Here is an 18,852-nt window from a genome sequence, read left to right on the forward strand (position 1 = left end):
GCAAGGGTGTAGAAAGAATACGCTACGATGCACGTTTTCTTCGCGCAAGCCCGCCGTATCTTCGTGACCGCTTCTGAATTCAAAGCCCTGGCGCGCGCATTCCTCGTTCGCCTTGCCGTCGAGCTTCGCCCGCATGCGCGTGTGCGCACGCTGCTGCTATTGCCCGCGCTTTTCGTGCTCTATGTGCTGGTGCTGATTCCCTTCACGCCCGGCATTCGCGACCTGCGCCGCGCGAAGGTGGATCAACCCGCGCAAATCTATTCCGCCGATGGCAAGCTGCTCGCCGAATTCAAGCCAACGCATCGCGAATGGGTGAGCCTCAAGGACGTCTCGCCGCAAGTGATCGACGCGCTCATCGCCACTGAAGACAGGCGATTTCATGAGCATCATGGTATTGACTGGCGACGCACGGCATCGGCCGCGCTGCATACGTTCAAGGGCCAGAAACAAGGCGGTTCCACGCTTACGCAGCAGCTCGCGCGCAATCTTTATCCCGATGACATCGGCCGCTCGCAGACGCTCACGCGCAAAGTGAAGGAGGCCATCACCGCGTTCAAGATCGAAGCGGTCTATTCGAAGGAAGAGATTCTCGAAACGTATCTGAACACGGTGCCGTTCTTGTATAACGCGTATGGCATCGAGATGGCCGCACGCACTTACTTCGATAAATCCGCGAGCGAACTCGACGTGCTCGAAAGCGCGACGCTTATCGGCATGCTGAAGGGCAACAGCTACTACAACCCTGTGATCAACCCTGAACGCGCGCTCGACAGACGCAATATCGTGCTCGGGCAGATGGTGCGCTTCGGCCATCTCGCGCCTGCGAAGCTCGAAGCGTTGCAGAAGAAGCCGTTGCGCATCGACTTCGAACGTCAGACCGAGGAGCCGGGACGCGCGCCGCATTTCGCGCAACAGTTACGCAAGTGGCTGATCGCGTGGGCCGACGACAACGACTTCAACATCTATTCCGATGGTCTCGTCGTGCGCACGACGCTTGACTCGCGTTTGCAAACGATGGCCACGCAATCGCTTACGTGGCAAGGCAATCAGTTGCAGTCCATCGCCAATGCGGCTTGGGGCGGGCGCGGTGGCTGCGCGAATGCGAACGCGGACCTTGCACATGCGTTCATCCGCGAGACGAGCGAGTATCGCGTGGCGCGCGATGGCGGAGCGAACGACGCCGACGTCATCAAGAGCCTTAGCGCGAATCGCACGTTCATGCAGGCGTTATGCGAGAACAAGACGCGTGTGCAGGCCGGCTTTTTAGCGCTAGATCCGCGCAACGGGCAGATCAAGGCGTGGGTCGGCAGCCGCGACTTCACGCAAGACCCGTTCGATCATGTGCAACAGGCGCGCCGTCAGCCGGGCTCGACATTCAAGCCGTTCGTGTATGGCGCGGCCTTCGCGCGCGGCTCGAAGCCCACGGATACGATCATCGATCAGGCGGTGGAGATTCCCATCAAGGGCGAGGAAACCTGGCGTCCCACCGACGATTCGCCGCCAAGCGGCCGGCCGGTGAGTCTGCGCGACGGCATCGCGTATTCGAAGAACCGCATCACCGCGCAACTGATGCAGCAAGTGGGTCCGGCGCGCGTGGCGCGACTCGCGCGCGACATGGGCGTGCGCGAAAGTCATCTCGACGTGGTGCCTTCGCTTGCGCTCGGCACGAGTCCGGTGACGCTCAAGGAGATGGTGGCGGCTTACGGCACCATTGCCAACGACGGCAACTACATGGAGCCGCTGCTCGTGACGCGCATCGAGAACAAGGATGGCGAGGTGCTCGCGCAATTCGAAAGCAAGCCGGAACGCGCGCTGTCGGTCGATGCCACGCGCAAGCTCGTCGACGTCATGCGCGATGTCATCAATCGCGGCACGGGCACGCTGATCCGCACGCGCTTCGGCATTCGCGGCGACGTCGCGGGAAAGACCGGCACGACGCAAGACAACGCGGACGGCTGGTTCATCCTGATGCAACCGCAACTCGTGGCGGGCGCTTGGGTCGGCTTCAACGACAGCCGCGTGACCTTGCGTAGCGATTACTGGGGACAAGGCGCACATAGCGCATTGCCGATGATCGGCGACTTCACGCAACGGGCGATGCGTTCGCATCTGATCGATGCCCGTGCACGCTTCGATACGCAGGAAGTGCCGGGCATGTGGGACCTCATGGCGACGCGTGTGAAGACGTGGTTTGCCGAGACGTTTTCGAAAGCGCCGAAACCTGCGCAGACGCCTCAGCACGCACCGCGCGCGCGTCGTTCACCCGCCACGCATACCGCGCCCGCTGCTGAAGTCACGGAAGAAAAAGCGCAGCCGCCCGTCTTCGACACATTGCCGCCGATACTTCCCGCGCCTGCGGAACCGGCCTCGCCGACACGTCAGGAATAAGGTTAGCAAACGTTCTCTAAAGTTTCCTTGTACCGCTCCGTTAACTCGGATGTCTCCTGACATGACCGCGTGAATCATGGCGTCCGCCTCTCCGGCGGCAATTCTTGCCATATCGCACAGACGCGCTCGGGTCTTATCCTCAAGGAATTCTTGCAATGATGAAAACGTTGGTCGCGCTTGCGGCGGGTATCGCCGCGCTTTCCGCCCCTCTCGCGCACGCACGCGAAATCTATGGACAAGTCGGCACCGAAGGCGTGGGTATCGGCTATTCGGAACCGCTTGGCACGCGTGATAACGTGCGGGCCGAATTCAACGGCATCGCCTTCTCGCACAACTTCAATGCGGGCGGGCTGCATTACGACGGCACCGCGCACATCTATCACGGCGGTCTTTATCTCGACTTCTTTCCCGCACCGAACACGGTGGCCTTCCGCCTGACCGCTGGCGCGCTGATCGGCGGCGACAACGTGGACGCCGTCGCGACGAGCCCGACCGACACCTACACGTATCACGGCACGACCTACAACGTGGCCGGCGAGCAGATCCACGCGAAGGCGCGATTCCCGACGGTGCGCCCGTATGTCGGCATCGGTTTCGGTCACACGCCGGTGGCGCAGAAAGGCTTCTCCGCGTTCTTCGATGCAGGCGTGGCTTTTGGCCGTCCGCATGTCGATTACGACGTGCCCGCCGAAGTCGTCGCGATCACTGGTCAGGCTTTCGTCGATCAGGAAAAGCAGGACTTGCAGGACAAGGCCGACAAGTTGCGCTTTTATCCGATCGTCAAGGTCGGCGTGACGTATCGCTTCTAAGCGGCTTTCGCTTCAGATCCACAAGTCGTTCGGCACCGTGCGCTCGTTTCGCGAGTCGCCGGTGTTGACGACGCCGCGCGGCTCGATCAGCATGATCTTCACTTCGCGCGCGGCATGGGGTTTGTGCTCGACGCCCTTCGGCACGATTCCCATCTCCCCTGCTCTCAGCACCATCTCGCCATCGCGAAAGTCGATGCGCAATTCGCCTTCCAGCACGATGAACGTCTCGTCGGTATCGGCGTGCGCGTGCCACAGAAACTCGCCTTCCAGACGCGCGACCTTGAACTGATAGTCGTTCATCTCGGCGATCACGCGTTGCTGCCAGAAGCCGTCGATCAAACGCGCTTTTTTTAATGGATCGATGGCGGCGCGCTGGCCACGTGTAGCTTCGGCTGTCGCTGCGTGTGTTTGCATGATGCGGCTCCCTGACGATGAATTCGTTCAAGGCTACCGCTGTCACACGTAAAGGGTCTTGAACGATCGTGCAAGCTCTAACGCGTACTAACGCAGGCCCGCCAACGCGCGGGCGGCATGCCGAAGGTGCGTGTGAATTGCCGCGTCATATGGCTCTGATCGGCGAAACCGGCGCTCGCGGCGACATCCGCCAACGATGCGCCCGTGAGCACGAGACGGCGCGCGACATCAAGACGGCGCATTGTCAGATAGCGGTAAGGGCTCGTGCCGAAAAAGAGCCTGAAATCGCGCGACAAGCTGTAGCGGTCGCGTCCCGTCGCGCGTTCGAGTTCCTCCATCGTGACGATACGATCGCAATTGGCGTGCAGAAAGTCTTTCGCCAGCACGGCGCTTGCGTAGTCGCCCGTGTCGCGCGAGGTGGTCACGCCCGCTGCTTGTGCCAGCGCGAATGCCAGTTCGGCGAGCGCATCGTTTTGTGCGAGCGGTTCGCGCAGCGTCTGTGCGAGCAGCGCTTCGGTGGCGGCGCTGACGCGCGCATCCATCGTCGTTCCACCGGCGATGAACGGCAACGCGCGACCGCCGAGCGCGGCCTGGATCATCGCGGGTTCGACATAAAGCATGCGATACCGAAAGCCATCACCGGTGCCGGCGTGGCCGTCATGTGCTTCGTCGGGATGAAGCACCATCGTCTGGCCGGGCAAGCTGTGACGCAATTCGCGCCGGTAATTGAAGCTCTGCACGCCCGTCATGGTGCGGCCGATGGCATAGGTGTCGTGCCGATGCCAGCCGTATGCCTTGCCGCCGAAAAAGGCTTCGATCCGTTCGATGCCCGCCGATGATTCGGCATGGCGGACCCAGTCGGAATTCTGTGGAGCGGTGCGTCGGTTCATGGTTGCGGTATCGCAGAGACGATACGCAATGATATGCCCGAACGTGAAAAACGCCGCGCGAGACTGTTCGCGCGGCGCGTCGGCGCGATCAGCCGCCCAGTGCCGGATCGCTCAGGCTGTCCTTGCCCGTTTCGACGTGGCCCGCACAACGGCGCAGAAAGGCGCTGTCCGTGTCCACCTTGACCTCGATGTCGTACCAGCCGTGCGCGCTGCGCAAGTCGAGATACAGCTGCGCGGTGTCGCCGCCTCGCACACGCTTGGTGATGGTCTTCGCGGCATCGTAGGCATTCACGATACTGAAGGTGCACGCGCCCGAGCCCTTGTTTTCCAGCCTCAATTGCAGGTTGCCGTTAGCGACGTCGTAGCCTTCCGCGACTTCCGGCGCGGCGTCATCGTGCGACCACCAGCCGCCATGTTGCGCCTTCGCCTTGCCCGCGACACGGCGCAAGAAACCGTTCGGCCCATGCACGACGAAGTCGAAGCTGCCATCCGCGTTTGCATCGATACGATCCGACAGGCGCTTGTGCGCTTCGACCGTGTAAGTGTGCGGAACAGCAGTACTGGCATTGCGATACAGCAAAAAGACCGCGCCTGCATCGCCCGTGTTGATGAAGTCGAACGACACCGCGCCCTTCGATGCATCCGGCTTCGAGCGCACGAACAATTCGTAAGGCAATGCACGCGACGGACGCACGCCGGGCTCTTGCACGGGCAGTCTCTGATCGACGGGCGGCAGCGGCACGTAATCCGGATGACGCGCCTTGTCGGGCGGAACGTAAGAGGTCGTGGCAGGCAGCGTCGGCAGCTTGCTGTTGGGATTACGGAAGTCGAACGCGGAGGTCAGATCGCCGCAAATCGCGCGACGCCACGGCGAGATATTCGGCTCGGCCAGTCCATGCGCGCGGCCGAAGCGCTTCTGAATGAAGCGGATCACCGACGTATGGTCGAACGTCTCCGAACACACCCAGCCACCTCTGGACCACGGCGAGACGACGAGCATCGGCACGCGTGCGCCGAGGCCATACGGGCCGCTCGCATACTTCGCGCTGCCGGGGAAAATCTCGAGACTCGTATCGACAGTGGAAAGACCGTTCGCGTTCGATGAAGGCGGGAACGGCGGGACGATATGGTCGAAGAAACCATCGTTCTCGTCGTAGTTGATGAGCAGCGCCGTCTTGCTCCACACCTCCGGATTCGACGTCAGCACTTGCAGCACTTGATCGATGTACCACGCACCATAGTTCGCGGGCCAATTCGGATGCTCGGAGAAGGCTTCGGGCGCGACGATCCACGAGACTTGCGGCAGCGAGCCGCTCTGCACGTCGTTTTTCAGAATGGAGAAATAGTCGTCACCCGCGGCGGCATTCGTGCCGCGCCGCGCCTTTTCATAGAGCGGATTGCCGGGCTGCGCGTTCTGATATTGCGTGAAGTAGAGAAGCGAGTTGTCGCCGTAGTTGCCGATATAGGCGTCGTCGGTCCAGCCCCACGAACCTTTCGAATCCAGTCCCGTGCCCTGATCCTGATAGACCTTCCACGAGATGCCCGCACGTTCCAACACTTCGGGAAACGTGGACCAGCCGTAGCCCGCTTCTGCGTTATCGACCACCGGCCCGCCGCCCGTGCCGTCGTTGCCCACATAACCGGTCCACATGTAATAGCGATTCGGATCGGTGGATGTATTCGTCGAGCAGTGATACGCGTCGCAGATCGTGAAGGCGTCGGCGAGTTGATAGTGGAACGGGATGTCGTCGCGACGCAGATGCGCCATCGTCGTCGTGCCCTTGTATGGCACCCACTGATCGTAAAGACCGTTATGGAACGCGCCCTGTCCGCTTACCCAGTCATGCGGCAAGTCCTGCAGAAACTGCAAGCCGAGATTCGATGCGCCCGGATGAAACGGCAGTACTTCGCCCGCACCCGCCGCGATAGGCTGGTGATAAACCGGCTTGCCGTTCGGCAGCGTGACGGCGGCTTTATCGCCGAATCCGCGCACGCCGCGCAAGGTTCCGAAGTAATGATCGAACGAGCGGTTCTCCTGCATCAACACGACGATATGCTCGATATCCTCGATCGAGCCATGTCGCTGATTCGCTGGAATGGCAAGCGCCTGGCGAATGCCGAGCGGCATTACGTTGAGCGCTGCCGCTGCGCCTGCGGCCTCCATCGCCGTGCGCAGAAATTCACGTCGGTTCTTCGTCATTTGAGTAGTGGGGAAGTAGAAGGGATGCTAGTCGACCGTATGGATCACCGGGGTTGCGAGCGCTTCCGATGAAGCCCGCGCGATACCTCTTTGCTCGGCTTGCACCGGAGCACCGGACGTGGCTTGTTTCGCCCAGTCCTCGAGATCGCTCGTTGCGTTTGTCGTGGGCGCTTCGCTGCTGGCTGCTGAGACGGATGCCGGCGGCTTGATGTCGGTCGAGTTCGAATCGCCGCAGGCACTCAGGCCAACGATTGCGCAGGCGCAAATAGCGAAGCGCGCCACGCTGAAGTAGCGACGTGATGAAGTCGACATGATCTGGCTCCCGCAAAGCGCGTGAAGGTCTCACAGCGCCGGGAAGCTTATCGGTCGCTTATGTAAGCAATATGACGATTCTTTCCCGCATCATTCAATCTCAAATGTAACGAGGTCGATACATCTCGGCCATTTGGTAAATTGATTAGTTCCCCGATTTATTAATTACCGGATTAGAAATGTTCCCACTGATGATATGACCAAGCAAAAATGGCTGGTCGGTGACGGAATAATGCGTAAAAAATGTGACATCGGTTTACATCGAGTTCTGGAGGCAGTACTCTTTCGACCGCTGCAGGAGTTTCGGCAAGCCTTGCCGAAGCAGCGGAAAAATCGGTAAATCTTCAACAGCAACATTGCTGTTTTGCAGTGCGGTACACGGGCGGGCTGCCATGACTGGCGGACTTCGCGCGTATCTCCTCGACCGTCTTGCACGACCTTCGACGAGCCTTTGAAGACATGCGCTTCACAGGCTGTCATCCGTCGGGCAGCGGCAGGCATGAGCCGCATCAGCACATACGTATTGCCGCCGCGGTTGCCCGCCAACGTTTATCCGTCTGGCGCAGGTCAGCCCCTTTTCAACTGCAGAAACGAATCGTTCGTTCTGCTAACGACCGTTCGCATCCCGTAGTAATGGGACATGTGGTTGGCGGTCGTCGAGGCATCCATACTGCCGCATGCAGCATCGGCAAGCGCCTTTTCGCGCATGGACGTCCATACTTTCATTAGTACGCCGAAATCTTATGAAGAAACTTACATCGCTTCCGGTTTTTCCTTACTTCGCCACGCCTAAGGCCACGGTTATCGCTGCAGCCGTCGCGACGAGCCTGTTGCTCGCGGCATGCGGCGGCAGCAGCGACAGCGCGGTGGATGCCGCCACGGGCAAGAGCGCGTCCGAGCTCAAAGCCACGTCGAAAGCCGCGAACAATGGCTCTATTTTCTACGGCATGAACGGCCACAACAACGGCGGCGGCGCCTACGACGCATCCAGCCCCCAGCAACAGTTGTCGCAATTGCAGGATTTGGGCGCGAAGATTTATCGCAACGAGGTGTACAACCAGGCATCCGCGACGAAGCTCGCCGGCATTGCAAAGACGATGGCCGACGGCGGCGTGACGGTGTATCCCGTGATGATGATGGGTATCGACTTCAACAGCGAAGACGACGCCTACAACGCCGCGTTCACGCTCGGCCAGCAAACGGCCAACGCGTATCACTACCCGTACTACGAGATCTCCAACGAACTCGAAGCCAATACGCTGAATGGCAACGTCGACGGCGTTTTCTGGCAGCAGTACAACAACCACCAGTATCAGGTTGCACGCGGTGTCATTCGCGGCCTGATTGCGGGCGTGCGCTCGGTGGATAGCGGCGGACAGATCGTGCTTGGCGGAACGTGGCTGCACTACTCGTTCTACCAGATGCTTGCGGACGGCTCGCAGCCTGACGGCACATGGGGCCATCCGACAGTCAGCTGGGACATCACCGCATGGCACTGGTATTCGAACGAAGGCGACATCACGAACGCATGCGGCGGCACGGGCTGTCACGATGTGCTCGCCGTGCTTCACAACATGGGCAAACCGATCTGGATCAACGAGTTTGGCGTGCGTCCGAACTATGGCTCGGATCAGCAGATCGCGTCGTATCTGACGGGCAACGACATGATGGCGCAGTTCGTAAGCGTAGCGTCGAAGTACAACATCCAGTCTATCCAGGCGTACGAGCTATACGACGACAGCGAAGGCAACTACGGCATGCTGCAAGCGGACGGCAAGACGCAGAAGGACGCGTACTGGGCCTACCGGAGCTTCGTGCAGAGCAACCCGAGGTGATGCAGAGAGCGGGCGGACCGCGCCGGCTTCAGAAGTCGGCCGGTCTGTCCGCGCCGAAACCCTTGTTCGCCCACGGCGGTGCACGGCCCACGCTGCCGTTGATACCGGCGGCGCGTGCAAGGATCGCCTTGGTGCCGGGCGTAACCGGCATGGTGTGCAGCAGGGGGATGTTGACCCAGCGCACCTCGTCGACGCCCTGCCCCGGATTCGTGAACAGCCGAGCATCCGCTGGAATGGCGACGCGAAAAACATGATGCAGATGCTGCGCGGATACGTGCTGCCACATAAAGGCCGCCGCGCTCGCCTCGGCGCCGGTTCCCTCGTGCAGTTCGCGGATCGCCGCGGCCATCACCAACTCGTTATGCCTTACTTCACCGCCCGGCAGATACCACGGGCCACCGCGTTGCCTGACGAGCAACACCGCGTCATGGCGAACCACCAGCACAGTTGCGCGAACCCTCATTGTCCCCGTCTCCCAGTCGTGATTTGCATGCTTGCTTTGGCCGCGCTCGTCTGAGAATGATTCCAGATTCGGCGGGCATCGTTTCTTTTAACGCAGAACGTGCATGCGATGCAATCCGTGACGCCGCTATGGCCGTCATATTGACCGAAAGTAACTTGATATGAGGCGTATTTGCCGGGTCTTGCGGCTTGTTATGCAAACACGGCGGACGGAACGTTGCATCGCTGTTTGAAGCACGCGCCACTTGCGCCATAATGCGCGCACCCTCACGAGCCGCCACCGCAGAGACCATGATGTTCAAGCCGATCCTGCTCGTCGAGGACAACCCGAACGATCTCGAACTCACGCTGCTTGCGCCTGCAAAGACGCATCTCGCCAACGACATTGTGGTGGCGCGTGACGGCCAGGAAGGCCTCGACTATCTTCTTGGCAATGGCGAGTGGCGCGAACGCGTGCCGGGCAATCCCGCCGTCATCCTGCTCGATCTGAAGCTGCCGAAAATCGACGGACTCGAATTGCTGCAGTTGATCCGCGCGAACGCGTCGCTGAAAACCATTCCCGTCGTCATGCTGACTTCGTCGCGCGAAGAACGCGATCTCATCCGCAGCTATGAACTCGGCGTGAACGCCTACGTCGTGAAGCCGGTCGAGCTTGCCGAGTTCTTCCGCGCGATCAGCGATCTGGGGATGTTCTGGGCCGTGCTCAACGAGACGCCGCCCGGTTCTCCCCGCCGCGAACCATAAGGCTCAACCTCCGCCGTTCGACGCGCTGCTGTCTTTCACCGTCGATCCGAACCGATCTGGAATCTCTTTTTCGAAGGTTTTGAGGTAGCGCGCACGGGCGGCGCTCGCCTCGACACCGAGCATCGGTTCATATGGTGCCGACGCGCTTCCCTGCGCCTGCATGGCAAACCACGCGCTGGCGGCATCGCCGATTCTCGCTTCTTGCTCTTCCGAAAAGACAGCGCCCGCGTTCGTTACCAGCGCAGCGCCAATCAAGCTGAATATAAGCCGTTTCATTTTTTGAATATCCGCGTTAAACAGAAGATCCGGACGCACGTGCCAAATCAACGCGCGCCGATATATCTTTTATCGGCTGATTCGGGCCAAAAGAAAGGATTTACAACGAGACAAGTCTTTAAAAACGGCTAATCGGTAAAAACGAAGTAAGCGTTAACCATGCGGTCCAAAAATTTCCACAAAAAACCTAATGTCCTCAACTTGACGGCCGTAATCAAAAATATGAAGTCAGGTTGCGATTCCGCCAGCAGCATGCCGAACTCGATAACCGTTACTTCTAGTCGTCCGACATAACGGGCGAGAGTAATACCAGAGCCTTAGAGAGGCCTGGGCATTAGACGAAGCGTCTGCGCACACACAAACTTCGGATCCGTCAACTGAGAGAGGCGGCTACCGATGCAGACGAAGACTCCCGTGCACCGGGCAGAAGACAGCAAAACGTAGAACCCGAGGATCATCATGACGCACTTCTTCAAGCGCTATCTCAAGGATACGCGCGGCATTACCGCCATCGAATACGGCTTGATCGCCGGCGTACTTGCGCTTGGCATCATGACCGCTGTCGGCGGCCTTGCCGGTCAACTCGAGACCACTTTCAACAGCATCACGGCCAAGCTAGCGACCGTCCATTAAGTCCGGACGTCGTACTCCCGCCATTTCCGTCGGGAAGCGCCTTGCCGTCGATGAACCGCGATCACGAGTCGCGGTGGTCCGTGCACGCCTGTAGCCATTCCGCAGGCCGGCGCGCGTTTATTTACGCGCAATCGAATCTCCGATTTCATCCGCGCGCAAATGACGTGCTTTTAAAAAGCGGCATTCAAACCGGTATTTGCTCGATGCAATTACCACGGATAGCCGTCGAATCAAAAATATATATCTGAGAGAAAAATGAAGACATCCAGTCTCAAAGGCGAAACCATTCGCATGACCGGGGCAGCCGCGGCCGTGGCCCTGCTTCTGGCGTTGAGCGCCTGCGGGGGCTCGGGCTCGGTCAACAAATCGACGGGCGGGGCAGCCAGCCATCCGGCTGCCACCGCTTCGACCGACGGCACGCAGCAGGAGCATCCCACGACGGGCGCACGCGATACCAGCACCGCGTCGAACACCGACGCAAACGCCACGACAATCGAAGCCAGCGCAGGCGGTACTGTCGGCGCGACGGTCAAGACCGGTACGGGCGGCGGTAACGGCGGTGGCGGTAACGGTAACGGCGGTGGTGGTAACGGCGGCGGAGGCGGTGGCGGCGGCAATGGTGGCAACGGCGGCACGCCCACCGTCACGCCGCAGCCGGTCGCGCAAGTGGTCGACAAGGCTAGCAACATCGTGACCGCCGCAGGCGAAACCGTCACCGGTCTCGGCACGGCTGTTGGCGGTGCAAAAGTGCCCGGCCTCTCCGACGGCACCACCAAGAACCTCGGCGGCGTCGTGCAAAACGTGGGCGCGGCGGTCTCGACGCTCGGCGACGGCGTGGGCAATGGCATCGGCTCGCTTGGCTCCAACCCGAACGCAGTCGGCACGACCGTGACGAGCGTCGGCGGCGTGGTGCAAAAACTCGGCGATGCCGTCACGAGCGGCGGAAGCGCCGTCACGGGCCTCGGCAGCGGCCCGCTTGCTCCGCTCGCCGCCATCACGACGCCCGTTGGCGCGCTCACGAGCGGTGTCGGCGGCGTGGTCTCGCAAACCGGCGGCAGTCTGACGGCCGCGTTGTCCAGCGCACCTGTCCAGCAACTGACGACGCAAGCGACGACCGCCATCGCTCCGATCACCTCGATGATCGGCACCGCGACGCAGACCGTCGGCACGGCAACCGGTGTCGGCGCACCTGCCGCTGGTCTTTTGACTGCGCTCGGTTCGAACCTCGCCGCGGGCGGCCAGAAGCTGACCGCGAGCTCGAATCCGGTCACGTCCGGCACGGGCACGCTGGTTTCGGCTGTCGGCACGACGGTCGCGACCACGGGCACGCTCGTCGGCGGCAAACCGGCAACGACGCTCGGCACTTCGCTTGGCAACACCGTCACCGGCGTGACGACTGCAACCGGCACCACACCGGTCGCGGGCGTCGTGAGCGGTGTCGTATCCACCGTGGCGGGCACCGTCAACACCGTGACGTCATCGCCTGCGACGACCTCGCTGCTGGCTCCGGTCACGACCGTGGTCAGCACGGTGCTCGCGCCGGTCACGAGCGGCGTAAGAACCGCGCCCGCGACGACGACCGCGCCCGCAGCCGCCGCCACGACCACGACGGCAACTGTCACTGCTGGCGTGGGCGCAACGGCGAGCACGGGTTCGACCAACGGCGGCGTCGTGGGCGGCCTGCTGACGGGCGTCACCACGACGCTCGGCGGCGCGCTCGGCGGCCTGCGTCGCTAAGTCGAAGCAAAGAAGCACGAAGCAAGACACGCAGCCTCGCGAAGCTGCAAATCACCGCAACTTCGCGAGGCGTGCGTCGCGCGATCAACAGTCAGACGACATACGAAGAGAATCGGAACTGAAATGGGTACCTGGAAAACGACCGCACTCGTGGCCGCACTCGCAATGACGCAGATTGCGCACGCCCAGACACCGGCCGCCGCGCCGCGCTCGAGCGTCGGCAGCAACCCGCTCGACGCTTTACCGCAAGTGAACGCTCCGGCGCGACCGCCCTCGGTCGAAGTCGAAGTCAAGGCGCCGCAACAACAGCTTCAGGAGCTGCTCGCACGGCACATCACGCCATCGTCGATTCAGATCGAAGGCGTGAAGTCGATTCCCTTCGATGAAGTCGCCAAACGTTTCACGTCGTTCGTGGGCACCGACATCACCATCGGGCAACTGGTGGAAACCGCGAACGGCGTGACCGCGCTCTACAAGGAACGCGGCTACGCACTCTCGTTCGCGTTCGTGCCGGCGCAGACCTTCGAGAAAGGCGTCGTGCGCGTGACGATCGTCGAGGGCTACGTATCGGACATCAAGATCAAGGGCGAGCCCGGCAATCTCGAGAAGCGCATTCGTGCGATCGCAGAGCGCATTGCCGCCGACCGTCCCTTGCGTCAAGCCACTTTCGAGCGCTATATCAACGTGCTCGGCATGATTCTCGGCGCGAAGATCGATGCCACCGTCGCGCCGCCGCAGAACACCAACGGCGCCACGACGATGGAGCTCAACGTCACGCGCAAGCGCTTCAACGTGAGCACGGGTATCGACGTGAATCATCCGGGGCTGCAGGGCATTTTCAGTGCGACGGAGAACGGGCTGCTGGGACTCGGCGAATCGATCACGGCATCCGCGCTCGCACCGAAGGGCCGCAACGATTCGACTTACTACGGCATCAATGCGATGGCGCCCGTCGGTTCCGACGGCTTCGCAATGAAAGTCGATGCCTCGCATTACTACGGCCATCCAGTCGATAACCCCGGCCTGCCTTCGTATATCGAGCGCACCGTGGTGAACGACAAGCTCGCGCTGTCGGCAATCTATCCGTTCATTTTGAGCAACTCGAAGAGTCTGCTCGGCACGGCGACCGTGTATGCCACGCATGACGAAGACCGCTTGAAGAACATGATTGTCGCGGGCAATCCGCAACTTACGCAACGTTCGCAAATTCGCGTCGCGCAGTTGTCGCTCGACTACACCGGCATTCAGACAGGCGTCACGCGTCGTGTGAATGTTCAGATAGCGAAGGCATTCGATGTGCTCGGCGCATCGAAGACGGCGGAAAGCAACATCGTCGGCCTGCAACTGCAGAACCCGGTTTCGCTGACCTTCCTGCGCACGGGCGCCACCTACACGCAGACCAACGACTGGCCGTTCAAGATCGGCACGGTGGTCGCCATGACGGGGCAGTTCTCGCCAGATACCTTGCCGACCTCCGAACAGATTTCGTTCGGTGCACAGCGCTTCGCGCTGGGCTATCAACCGGGCGAAGTGTCAGGCGATTCGGGCTGGGGCGCGTCCTTCGAAGTGAACCGGCCGCTGCCGCTCGAATGGGCGTATTTGAAATCGCTCACGCCGTATGCATCCGTCGACATGGCGCGCATCTTCCTGCATGGCGGTACGCCGACGCCGCGTCGCTTGTCTTCGGTGGGCATCGGCTTCCGCATTTCGGATGCGAAGCACTACAACATCGACCTCTCGGTGGCGCGTGCCATAGGCGATGCGCCCATCGAAAGTTCATCGCGTAGTCCGCGTGTCAACGCGACATTCTCGTACCAGTTGAATTGAGCGATAAGGCCTGTTTTTACGGCGTTTATCGCGCTCAAGGACAGGTACTCAGTACCGTTAAGTAGTTATGAGCAGTCGAACATAACAGAGCATCGGCGAGCAGAGAGCCATGAACGACACCACGATCCGAAACACGCACGACGAATCGACTGCAAGTCGCTTCGTGCCGCGTTTCGCGCGTGATGAAGAAGGCGCCACGGCCCTCGAATTCGCGATCGTGTTTCCGCTCTTCTTTCTCATCTTCTACGCGATCGTCACCTATAGCCTCATCTTCGTCGCGCAGCAGTCGCTCACGCTCTCGGCGGAAGAAGGTGCGCGCGCCGCGTTGCGTTATCAGCGTGGCGCGACCACCGCGGCGCAAGCGCTCGATCTACGCACAGCTGCAACCTGCACCACGGCTAACGGCCTGAAGAACTGGCTCGGCTCTGCATCGACGTGTACGGCAAGCCGCGCGCCGTGTACCTACGACACGACGATGCAATGCGTCGCCGTCGCGCTGTCTTACGACTACGCATCGAATCCGCTCGTACCGACGCTGCCGCTTTTATCGCTAGCGTTGCCGGCGAAACTCACGGCGAACGCGAGCGTGCAACTCAATCCCGACAGCGTGCTTTGAACGCTGACTTTTTTTGAAGAACCGATGTCATGGCCAACGTTTCCCGCATCATTGCAATCGCGCTGTTCGCGCTGGCTGCACTGCTCGGCCTCTATGCCGTCACGTTGACGCGCGCCGCGCCCGCGCCACGCGCGCCACTCGTCATGCCGGCCGGTTCGCCCGCGGTGACGGTGATCGTCGCGGCGCACGATCTCTTGCCAGGCAAGGCGCTCACCGCCGACGATCTCACCATGCAGACGCAAGCCGTTCTGCCCACGGGCTCATTTAGTTCGGCATCCATATTGCTCGGCCGTGTGCCGGTTGTACGCGTTCCGGCTGGCGGCGCGTTGACCGACGGTGTGCTCGCGGGCGGACTCACGGCGGCTATCGAACCGGGCGAGCGTGCAATCGCGATTCGCGTCGACGAATCGAACGCGGTGAACAATCTCGTGAAGCCGGGCGATGCCGTCGATGTCTTCGTCGTGCTCAAGCGCGATTCCGTGACGGACGGAGAAATCCCCGCGAGCCACGCACGCTTGCTGCTTTCGAAAGTGCGCGTGCTCGGCTTTGGCGACAGCGTCATCGCGGGCGATGCGGCCACTAATGCCGCTAACGCCACCAACGCAACGAACCATGCAACGGCCGCGCGTACCGCCGTGCTCGGTGTGCGCGTCGACGACATCGACACGCTCACGCTTGCAGAAAACAGCGGCCGTCTCTTGCTCGCGCTGCGTAATCCCGCCGATACGGCCAGCACGGACTCGCAGGCACGCAATGCATCCGCTCTGTCGCCGATAGCGCGCGCCGAGGCGGGCGTCTCGCTCGCGACACTTTCGGGCGGCACATCGCGCCCTGCGCCACCAGTTTCCGCGATGCTCGCCGCCGCGCCGATGCTCCCGCCGCTTCCCGCCGCGCTCGCAACCGGCGGTGCAGTTGCGTCGCGCAAGGTCGCGTCGGCGAGCGGCATCGAAGTCATTCGCGGCTCGCATAGCGAAACCGTGTCGAACCCCTGATTGGCCATCGAGATCATGTATCAACTTCCTCTTTCCCGCGCCGCGCGTCGTATCGCATTCGCCTGCGCACTCTCGATGCTTGCGGCCACGCCCGCAGAAGCGCGTCATTCGCACGCGTCCTCGAAGAAGCCGAACGCACAGAAGCCGCAGACGACGCCAAACCAGTCGCCCGCGCAAGCCGAAGCCATCAAACTGACCAGCGGCGCACAGAAGCCGCTCATGCTGGGACGCGCGTTGCAACGCGTCGCCGTGGGCGATCCAGCCGTCGCGGACGTGCTCGTGCTGAAGGGCAACGACGGCGTGATGCTGGTCGGCAAAGCGCCCGGCAACACCGACGTCATGCTGTGGGAACCAGGCCGCAAGACGCCGCTCACCTGGCATGTGCAAGTCGAGTCTCAAGCAAGCGCGGCACTCGTCGATGGCGCGACGCCCACCGTCAACGTGCTCGGCAACACGGCGCTCGTGCAAGGCTCGGCCGCGACGATGGAAACGCATGAACGCGCGGTCGCGGCGGCGAAGGCATCGGTGGGCAAGGACGGCGCGGTCGTCGATACCTCCATCGTTGCCACCAAGAGCGTCGTTCAGGTCGATGTCAAAGTGGTCGAGTTCAGCAAGTCGGTGTTAAAGGAAGCGGGCTTCAACCTGTTCTCGCAGAACAACGCGGGCTTTGCGTTCGGTACGTTCGCGCCGAGTTCACTCGGCAGCGCGTCGCGCAATGCGGGCGGCACACTCGATGTCACGTCCGCCTCGCCCATCGGCGCCGCGTTCAACCTGCTGCTCAATTCGAGTTCGCGTGGTCTGTTCGCCAATTTGAGCCTTCTGGAAAGCAATAATCTCGCGCGCGTGCTCGCGCAACCGACGCTCGTCGCGCTCTCCGGACAAAGCGCCAACTTCCTCGCAGGCGGTGAAATTCCCGTGCCGGTGCCGCAGTCGCTCGGCACCACGACCATCACGTACAAGCCGTATGGCGTGGGTCTCACGTTGACACCGACCGTGCTCGGACCGCATCGCATTGCGCTCAAGGTCGCGCCCGAAGCAAGCCAGCTCGACTTCGCACACGCCATCACGCTGGATGGCGTCTCGGTGCCGGCGCTCACCACGCGCCGCGCCGAAACCACCGTCGAACTCGGCGATGGCGAGAGCTTCGTGATCGGCGGACTCGTGGATCGCGAGACCGCATCGAACGTGAGCAAGGTGCCGCTGCTCGGCGATCTGCCGATCATCGGCACGTTTTTCAAGACTTTGCAGTACTCGCAGACGGATCGCGAACTCGTGATTCTCGTCACGCCGCATCTCGTCACGCCTATCGCGAAGGGCGCAGCCGTGCCGCCGTTGCCGGGCGCGTCCGAGCAACGCGACGGCAACGTGTGGCGCAGCTTCGCGGCAGGCGCGGCATCCGATGACGAAGCACCGGGGTTCTCCAAATGACAGCAGCCACGCAAAGCTTCGCGCCTGAAGCCGTATCGGCGGATGAGCGCGCACGCCCTCGACTTCTGTGTGCAAGCGCGCAACCCGGACGCATCGCGCGTCTCGCCGCCGCGCTCGCTACGGTAGGCGAAGCCATGCTCGCCTCGACCGTTGCCGCGCAACTCGTGCAAGAGATTGCATCGGCCGCGCCCGCGCTCGTGTTCATCGACTTCGATACGCCCGTGGAAGCCACGATGCTCGTCGCCGAGGTTCATCGCGCGTTTCCATTGCTGCCCGTGATCGCGCTCGGTTCGGAAGCCGTCGGTGAAATCGCGCTTGCCGCAATGCGCGCGGGCGCACGCGATCTGCTCGACATCGAACCCCGCCACGCGACGCCCGAAGCCATGCAGATCGCCGCCTTGCGCGCGCTCGACATGGTGAGCCGCATCATGGCGCAAGCATCGGCAATGAGCGCGCCTGCAAGGCGCGGCAAGCTCACGGTACTGCTCGGCGCACGCACGGGCGCGGGCGTCAGCACGCTTGCGGCGAACCTTTCGGTGCTGCTGCAAAAACGCCTTGGCAAACGCAACCAGGGCGCGGCGCTGCTCGACCTCGGCCTGCCCGCCGCCGACAGCACGCTGCTGCTCGACACACGCAGCGAACTGCATTTTCACGACGCGGTGCACAACCTGCGCCGCTTCGATGAAACCTTCGTGCATACCGCATTCGCGCGTCACGCGAGCGGCCTTGCGTTGATGACGCTGCCCGCCGATCTCGCCGAGATGCGCACCGTCTCTTATGCGGCCGCGGTCAAAACGCTCGAACGCTTGCGCGCGTTCTTCGATCATCAGGTCGTCGATCTCGGTGGCTTCTCGAATCTCGAATTCGTGAGTCATCTGATCGAAGCGGCCGACACGCTCTGGCTCGTCTGCGATGCCAACATCGCGTCGGCGGTATCGGCGGCGAGTCTTTGCACGGCGCTCGAAAGCGCGCGCGATGCCGAAAGCACGAGTCATCGCAAGCCGGAACTCATCGTCAACAAGCACGATCCGGCCTGCAATCTCGGACCCGAGGCGCTCGCCGCGCGTCTTGGGCTGCCGCTCGTGGCGACGTTGCCCGCGCGTGCGCAAGCACTCGTGCGCGCGGTGAATCAAGGTCAATTGCTCGGCGATACCGCGCCCGCCGATCCCTACGTCCGCGCCGTCGATGCCCTCGCCGCGCAACTCGCGGGAGAGCCCGTGCGCGCGTCGAACGATGTCGCGCCCGCAAGCCTCGCCCGTTTGTCGGCCAGACTTTTCAAGCGAGCCTAA

17 protein-coding genes are annotated in these 18,852 nt (G+C 61.9%); 11 read left to right on the plus strand and 6 right to left on the minus strand.

Annotation, left to right across the window (positions count from 1 at the left end):
* Window positions 1-27: 27 nt before the first annotated feature.
* Window positions 28-2,388 carry a penicillin-binding protein 1A gene (locus LDZ28_RS28080; RefSeq protein ID WP_244831904.1) on the plus strand — a complete coding sequence of 787 codons (2,361 nt, stop codon included), beginning with the start codon at window positions 28-30 and terminating at the stop codon, window positions 2,386-2,388.
* A gap of 155 nt (window positions 2,389-2,543) precedes the next feature.
* On the plus strand, window positions 2,544-3,197 hold the full coding sequence (locus LDZ28_RS28085) for a hypothetical protein (RefSeq protein WP_244831905.1): 654 nt from the start codon (window positions 2,544-2,546) through the stop codon (window positions 3,195-3,197).
* A gap of 12 nt (window positions 3,198-3,209) precedes the next feature.
* On the opposite strand, the gene LDZ28_RS28090 is transcribed toward LDZ28_RS28085, so the two are convergent.
* From LDZ28_RS28090 to LDZ28_RS28105, 4 genes are all read right to left on the minus strand, one after another.
* On the minus strand, window positions 3,210-3,611 hold the full coding sequence (locus LDZ28_RS28090; protein WP_244831906.1) for a cupin domain-containing protein: 402 nt from the start codon (window positions 3,609-3,611) through the stop codon (window positions 3,210-3,212).
* 77 nt (window positions 3,612-3,688) lie between these two features.
* Window positions 3,689-4,501: an AraC family transcriptional regulator gene (locus LDZ28_RS28095; protein ID WP_244831907.1), complete on the minus strand. Its 813-nt coding sequence runs from the start codon at window positions 4,499-4,501 to the stop codon at window positions 3,689-3,691.
* 88 nt (window positions 4,502-4,589) lie between these two features.
* Window positions 4,590-6,701, minus strand: coding sequence for a phosphocholine-specific phospholipase C (locus LDZ28_RS28100; protein WP_244831908.1), 2,112 nt, complete (start codon window positions 6,699-6,701; stop codon window positions 4,590-4,592).
* A gap of 27 nt (window positions 6,702-6,728) precedes the next feature.
* A complete protein-coding gene (locus LDZ28_RS28105; RefSeq protein WP_244831909.1) occupies window positions 6,729-7,013 on the minus strand; it encodes a hypothetical protein in 285 nt (94 codons plus the stop codon).
* A gap of 743 nt (window positions 7,014-7,756) precedes the next feature.
* Between LDZ28_RS28105 and LDZ28_RS28110 the strand changes: the two genes are divergently transcribed.
* Complete coding sequence (locus LDZ28_RS28110; RefSeq protein WP_244831910.1) at window positions 7,757-8,848, plus strand: lipopolysaccharide biosynthesis protein; 1,092 nt, start codon at window positions 7,757-7,759, stop codon at window positions 8,846-8,848.
* Window positions 8,849-8,876: 28 nt separating this feature from the next.
* On the opposite strand, the gene LDZ28_RS28115 is transcribed toward LDZ28_RS28110, so the two are convergent.
* Entirely contained in the window at window positions 8,877-9,311 is a 435-nt protein-coding gene (locus LDZ28_RS28115; RefSeq protein WP_244831911.1) for an NUDIX domain-containing protein, read from the minus strand.
* Between the two features lie 293 nt (window positions 9,312-9,604).
* Between LDZ28_RS28115 and LDZ28_RS28120 the strand changes: the two genes are divergently transcribed.
* Window positions 9,605-10,054: a response regulator gene (locus tag LDZ28_RS28120; protein WP_244831928.1), complete on the plus strand. Its 450-nt coding sequence runs from the start codon at window positions 9,605-9,607 to the stop codon at window positions 10,052-10,054.
* 3 nt (window positions 10,055-10,057) lie between these two features.
* Here the strand turns inward: LDZ28_RS28120 and LDZ28_RS28125 are convergent, their stop codons facing one another.
* The gene (locus LDZ28_RS28125; RefSeq protein WP_244831912.1) at window positions 10,058-10,369 is read right to left on the minus strand and encodes a DUF3613 domain-containing protein; all 312 of its coding nucleotides are present in this window, start codon (window positions 10,367-10,369) and stop codon (window positions 10,058-10,060) included.
* 420 nt (window positions 10,370-10,789) lie between these two features.
* Between LDZ28_RS28125 and LDZ28_RS28130 the strand changes: the two genes are divergently transcribed.
* From LDZ28_RS28130 to LDZ28_RS28160, 7 genes are all read left to right on the plus strand, one after another.
* On the plus strand, window positions 10,790-10,963 hold the full coding sequence (locus LDZ28_RS28130; RefSeq protein ID WP_244831914.1) for a Flp family type IVb pilin: 174 nt from the start codon (window positions 10,790-10,792) through the stop codon (window positions 10,961-10,963).
* Window positions 10,964-11,218: 255 nt separating this feature from the next.
* Window positions 11,219-12,700 (plus strand): collagen-like triple helix repeat-containing protein, encoded by a 1,482-nt coding sequence (locus LDZ28_RS28135; RefSeq protein WP_244831915.1) that lies wholly within the window; start codon window positions 11,219-11,221, stop codon window positions 12,698-12,700.
* Window positions 12,701-12,811: 111 nt separating this feature from the next.
* Window positions 12,812-14,527, plus strand: coding sequence for a ShlB/FhaC/HecB family hemolysin secretion/activation protein (locus LDZ28_RS28140; RefSeq protein WP_370652290.1), 1,716 nt, complete (start codon window positions 12,812-12,814; stop codon window positions 14,525-14,527).
* Window positions 14,528-14,636: 109 nt separating this feature from the next.
* Window positions 14,637-15,143 (plus strand): TadE/TadG family type IV pilus assembly protein, encoded by a 507-nt coding sequence (locus LDZ28_RS28145; RefSeq protein ID WP_244831917.1) that lies wholly within the window; start codon window positions 14,637-14,639, stop codon window positions 15,141-15,143.
* A gap of 29 nt (window positions 15,144-15,172) precedes the next feature.
* Window positions 15,173-16,135 carry a Flp pilus assembly protein CpaB gene (gene cpaB / locus LDZ28_RS28150; RefSeq protein WP_244831918.1) on the plus strand — a complete coding sequence of 321 codons (963 nt, stop codon included), beginning with the start codon at window positions 15,173-15,175 and terminating at the stop codon, window positions 16,133-16,135.
* Between the two features lie 15 nt (window positions 16,136-16,150).
* Window positions 16,151-17,563 carry a type II and III secretion system protein family protein gene (locus tag LDZ28_RS28155; RefSeq protein ID WP_244831919.1) on the plus strand — a complete coding sequence of 471 codons (1,413 nt, stop codon included), beginning with the start codon at window positions 16,151-16,153 and terminating at the stop codon, window positions 17,561-17,563.
* On the plus strand, window positions 17,560-18,852 hold the full coding sequence (locus tag LDZ28_RS28160; RefSeq protein WP_244831920.1) for a fimbrial protein: 1,293 nt from the start codon (window positions 17,560-17,562) through the stop codon (window positions 18,850-18,852). Before LDZ28_RS28155 ends, LDZ28_RS28160 begins: the two co-directional genes overlap by 4 nt.

The organism is Caballeronia sp. TF1N1 (assembly GCF_022878925.1).
Taxonomy (GTDB): domain Bacteria; phylum Pseudomonadota; class Gammaproteobacteria; order Burkholderiales; family Burkholderiaceae; genus Caballeronia.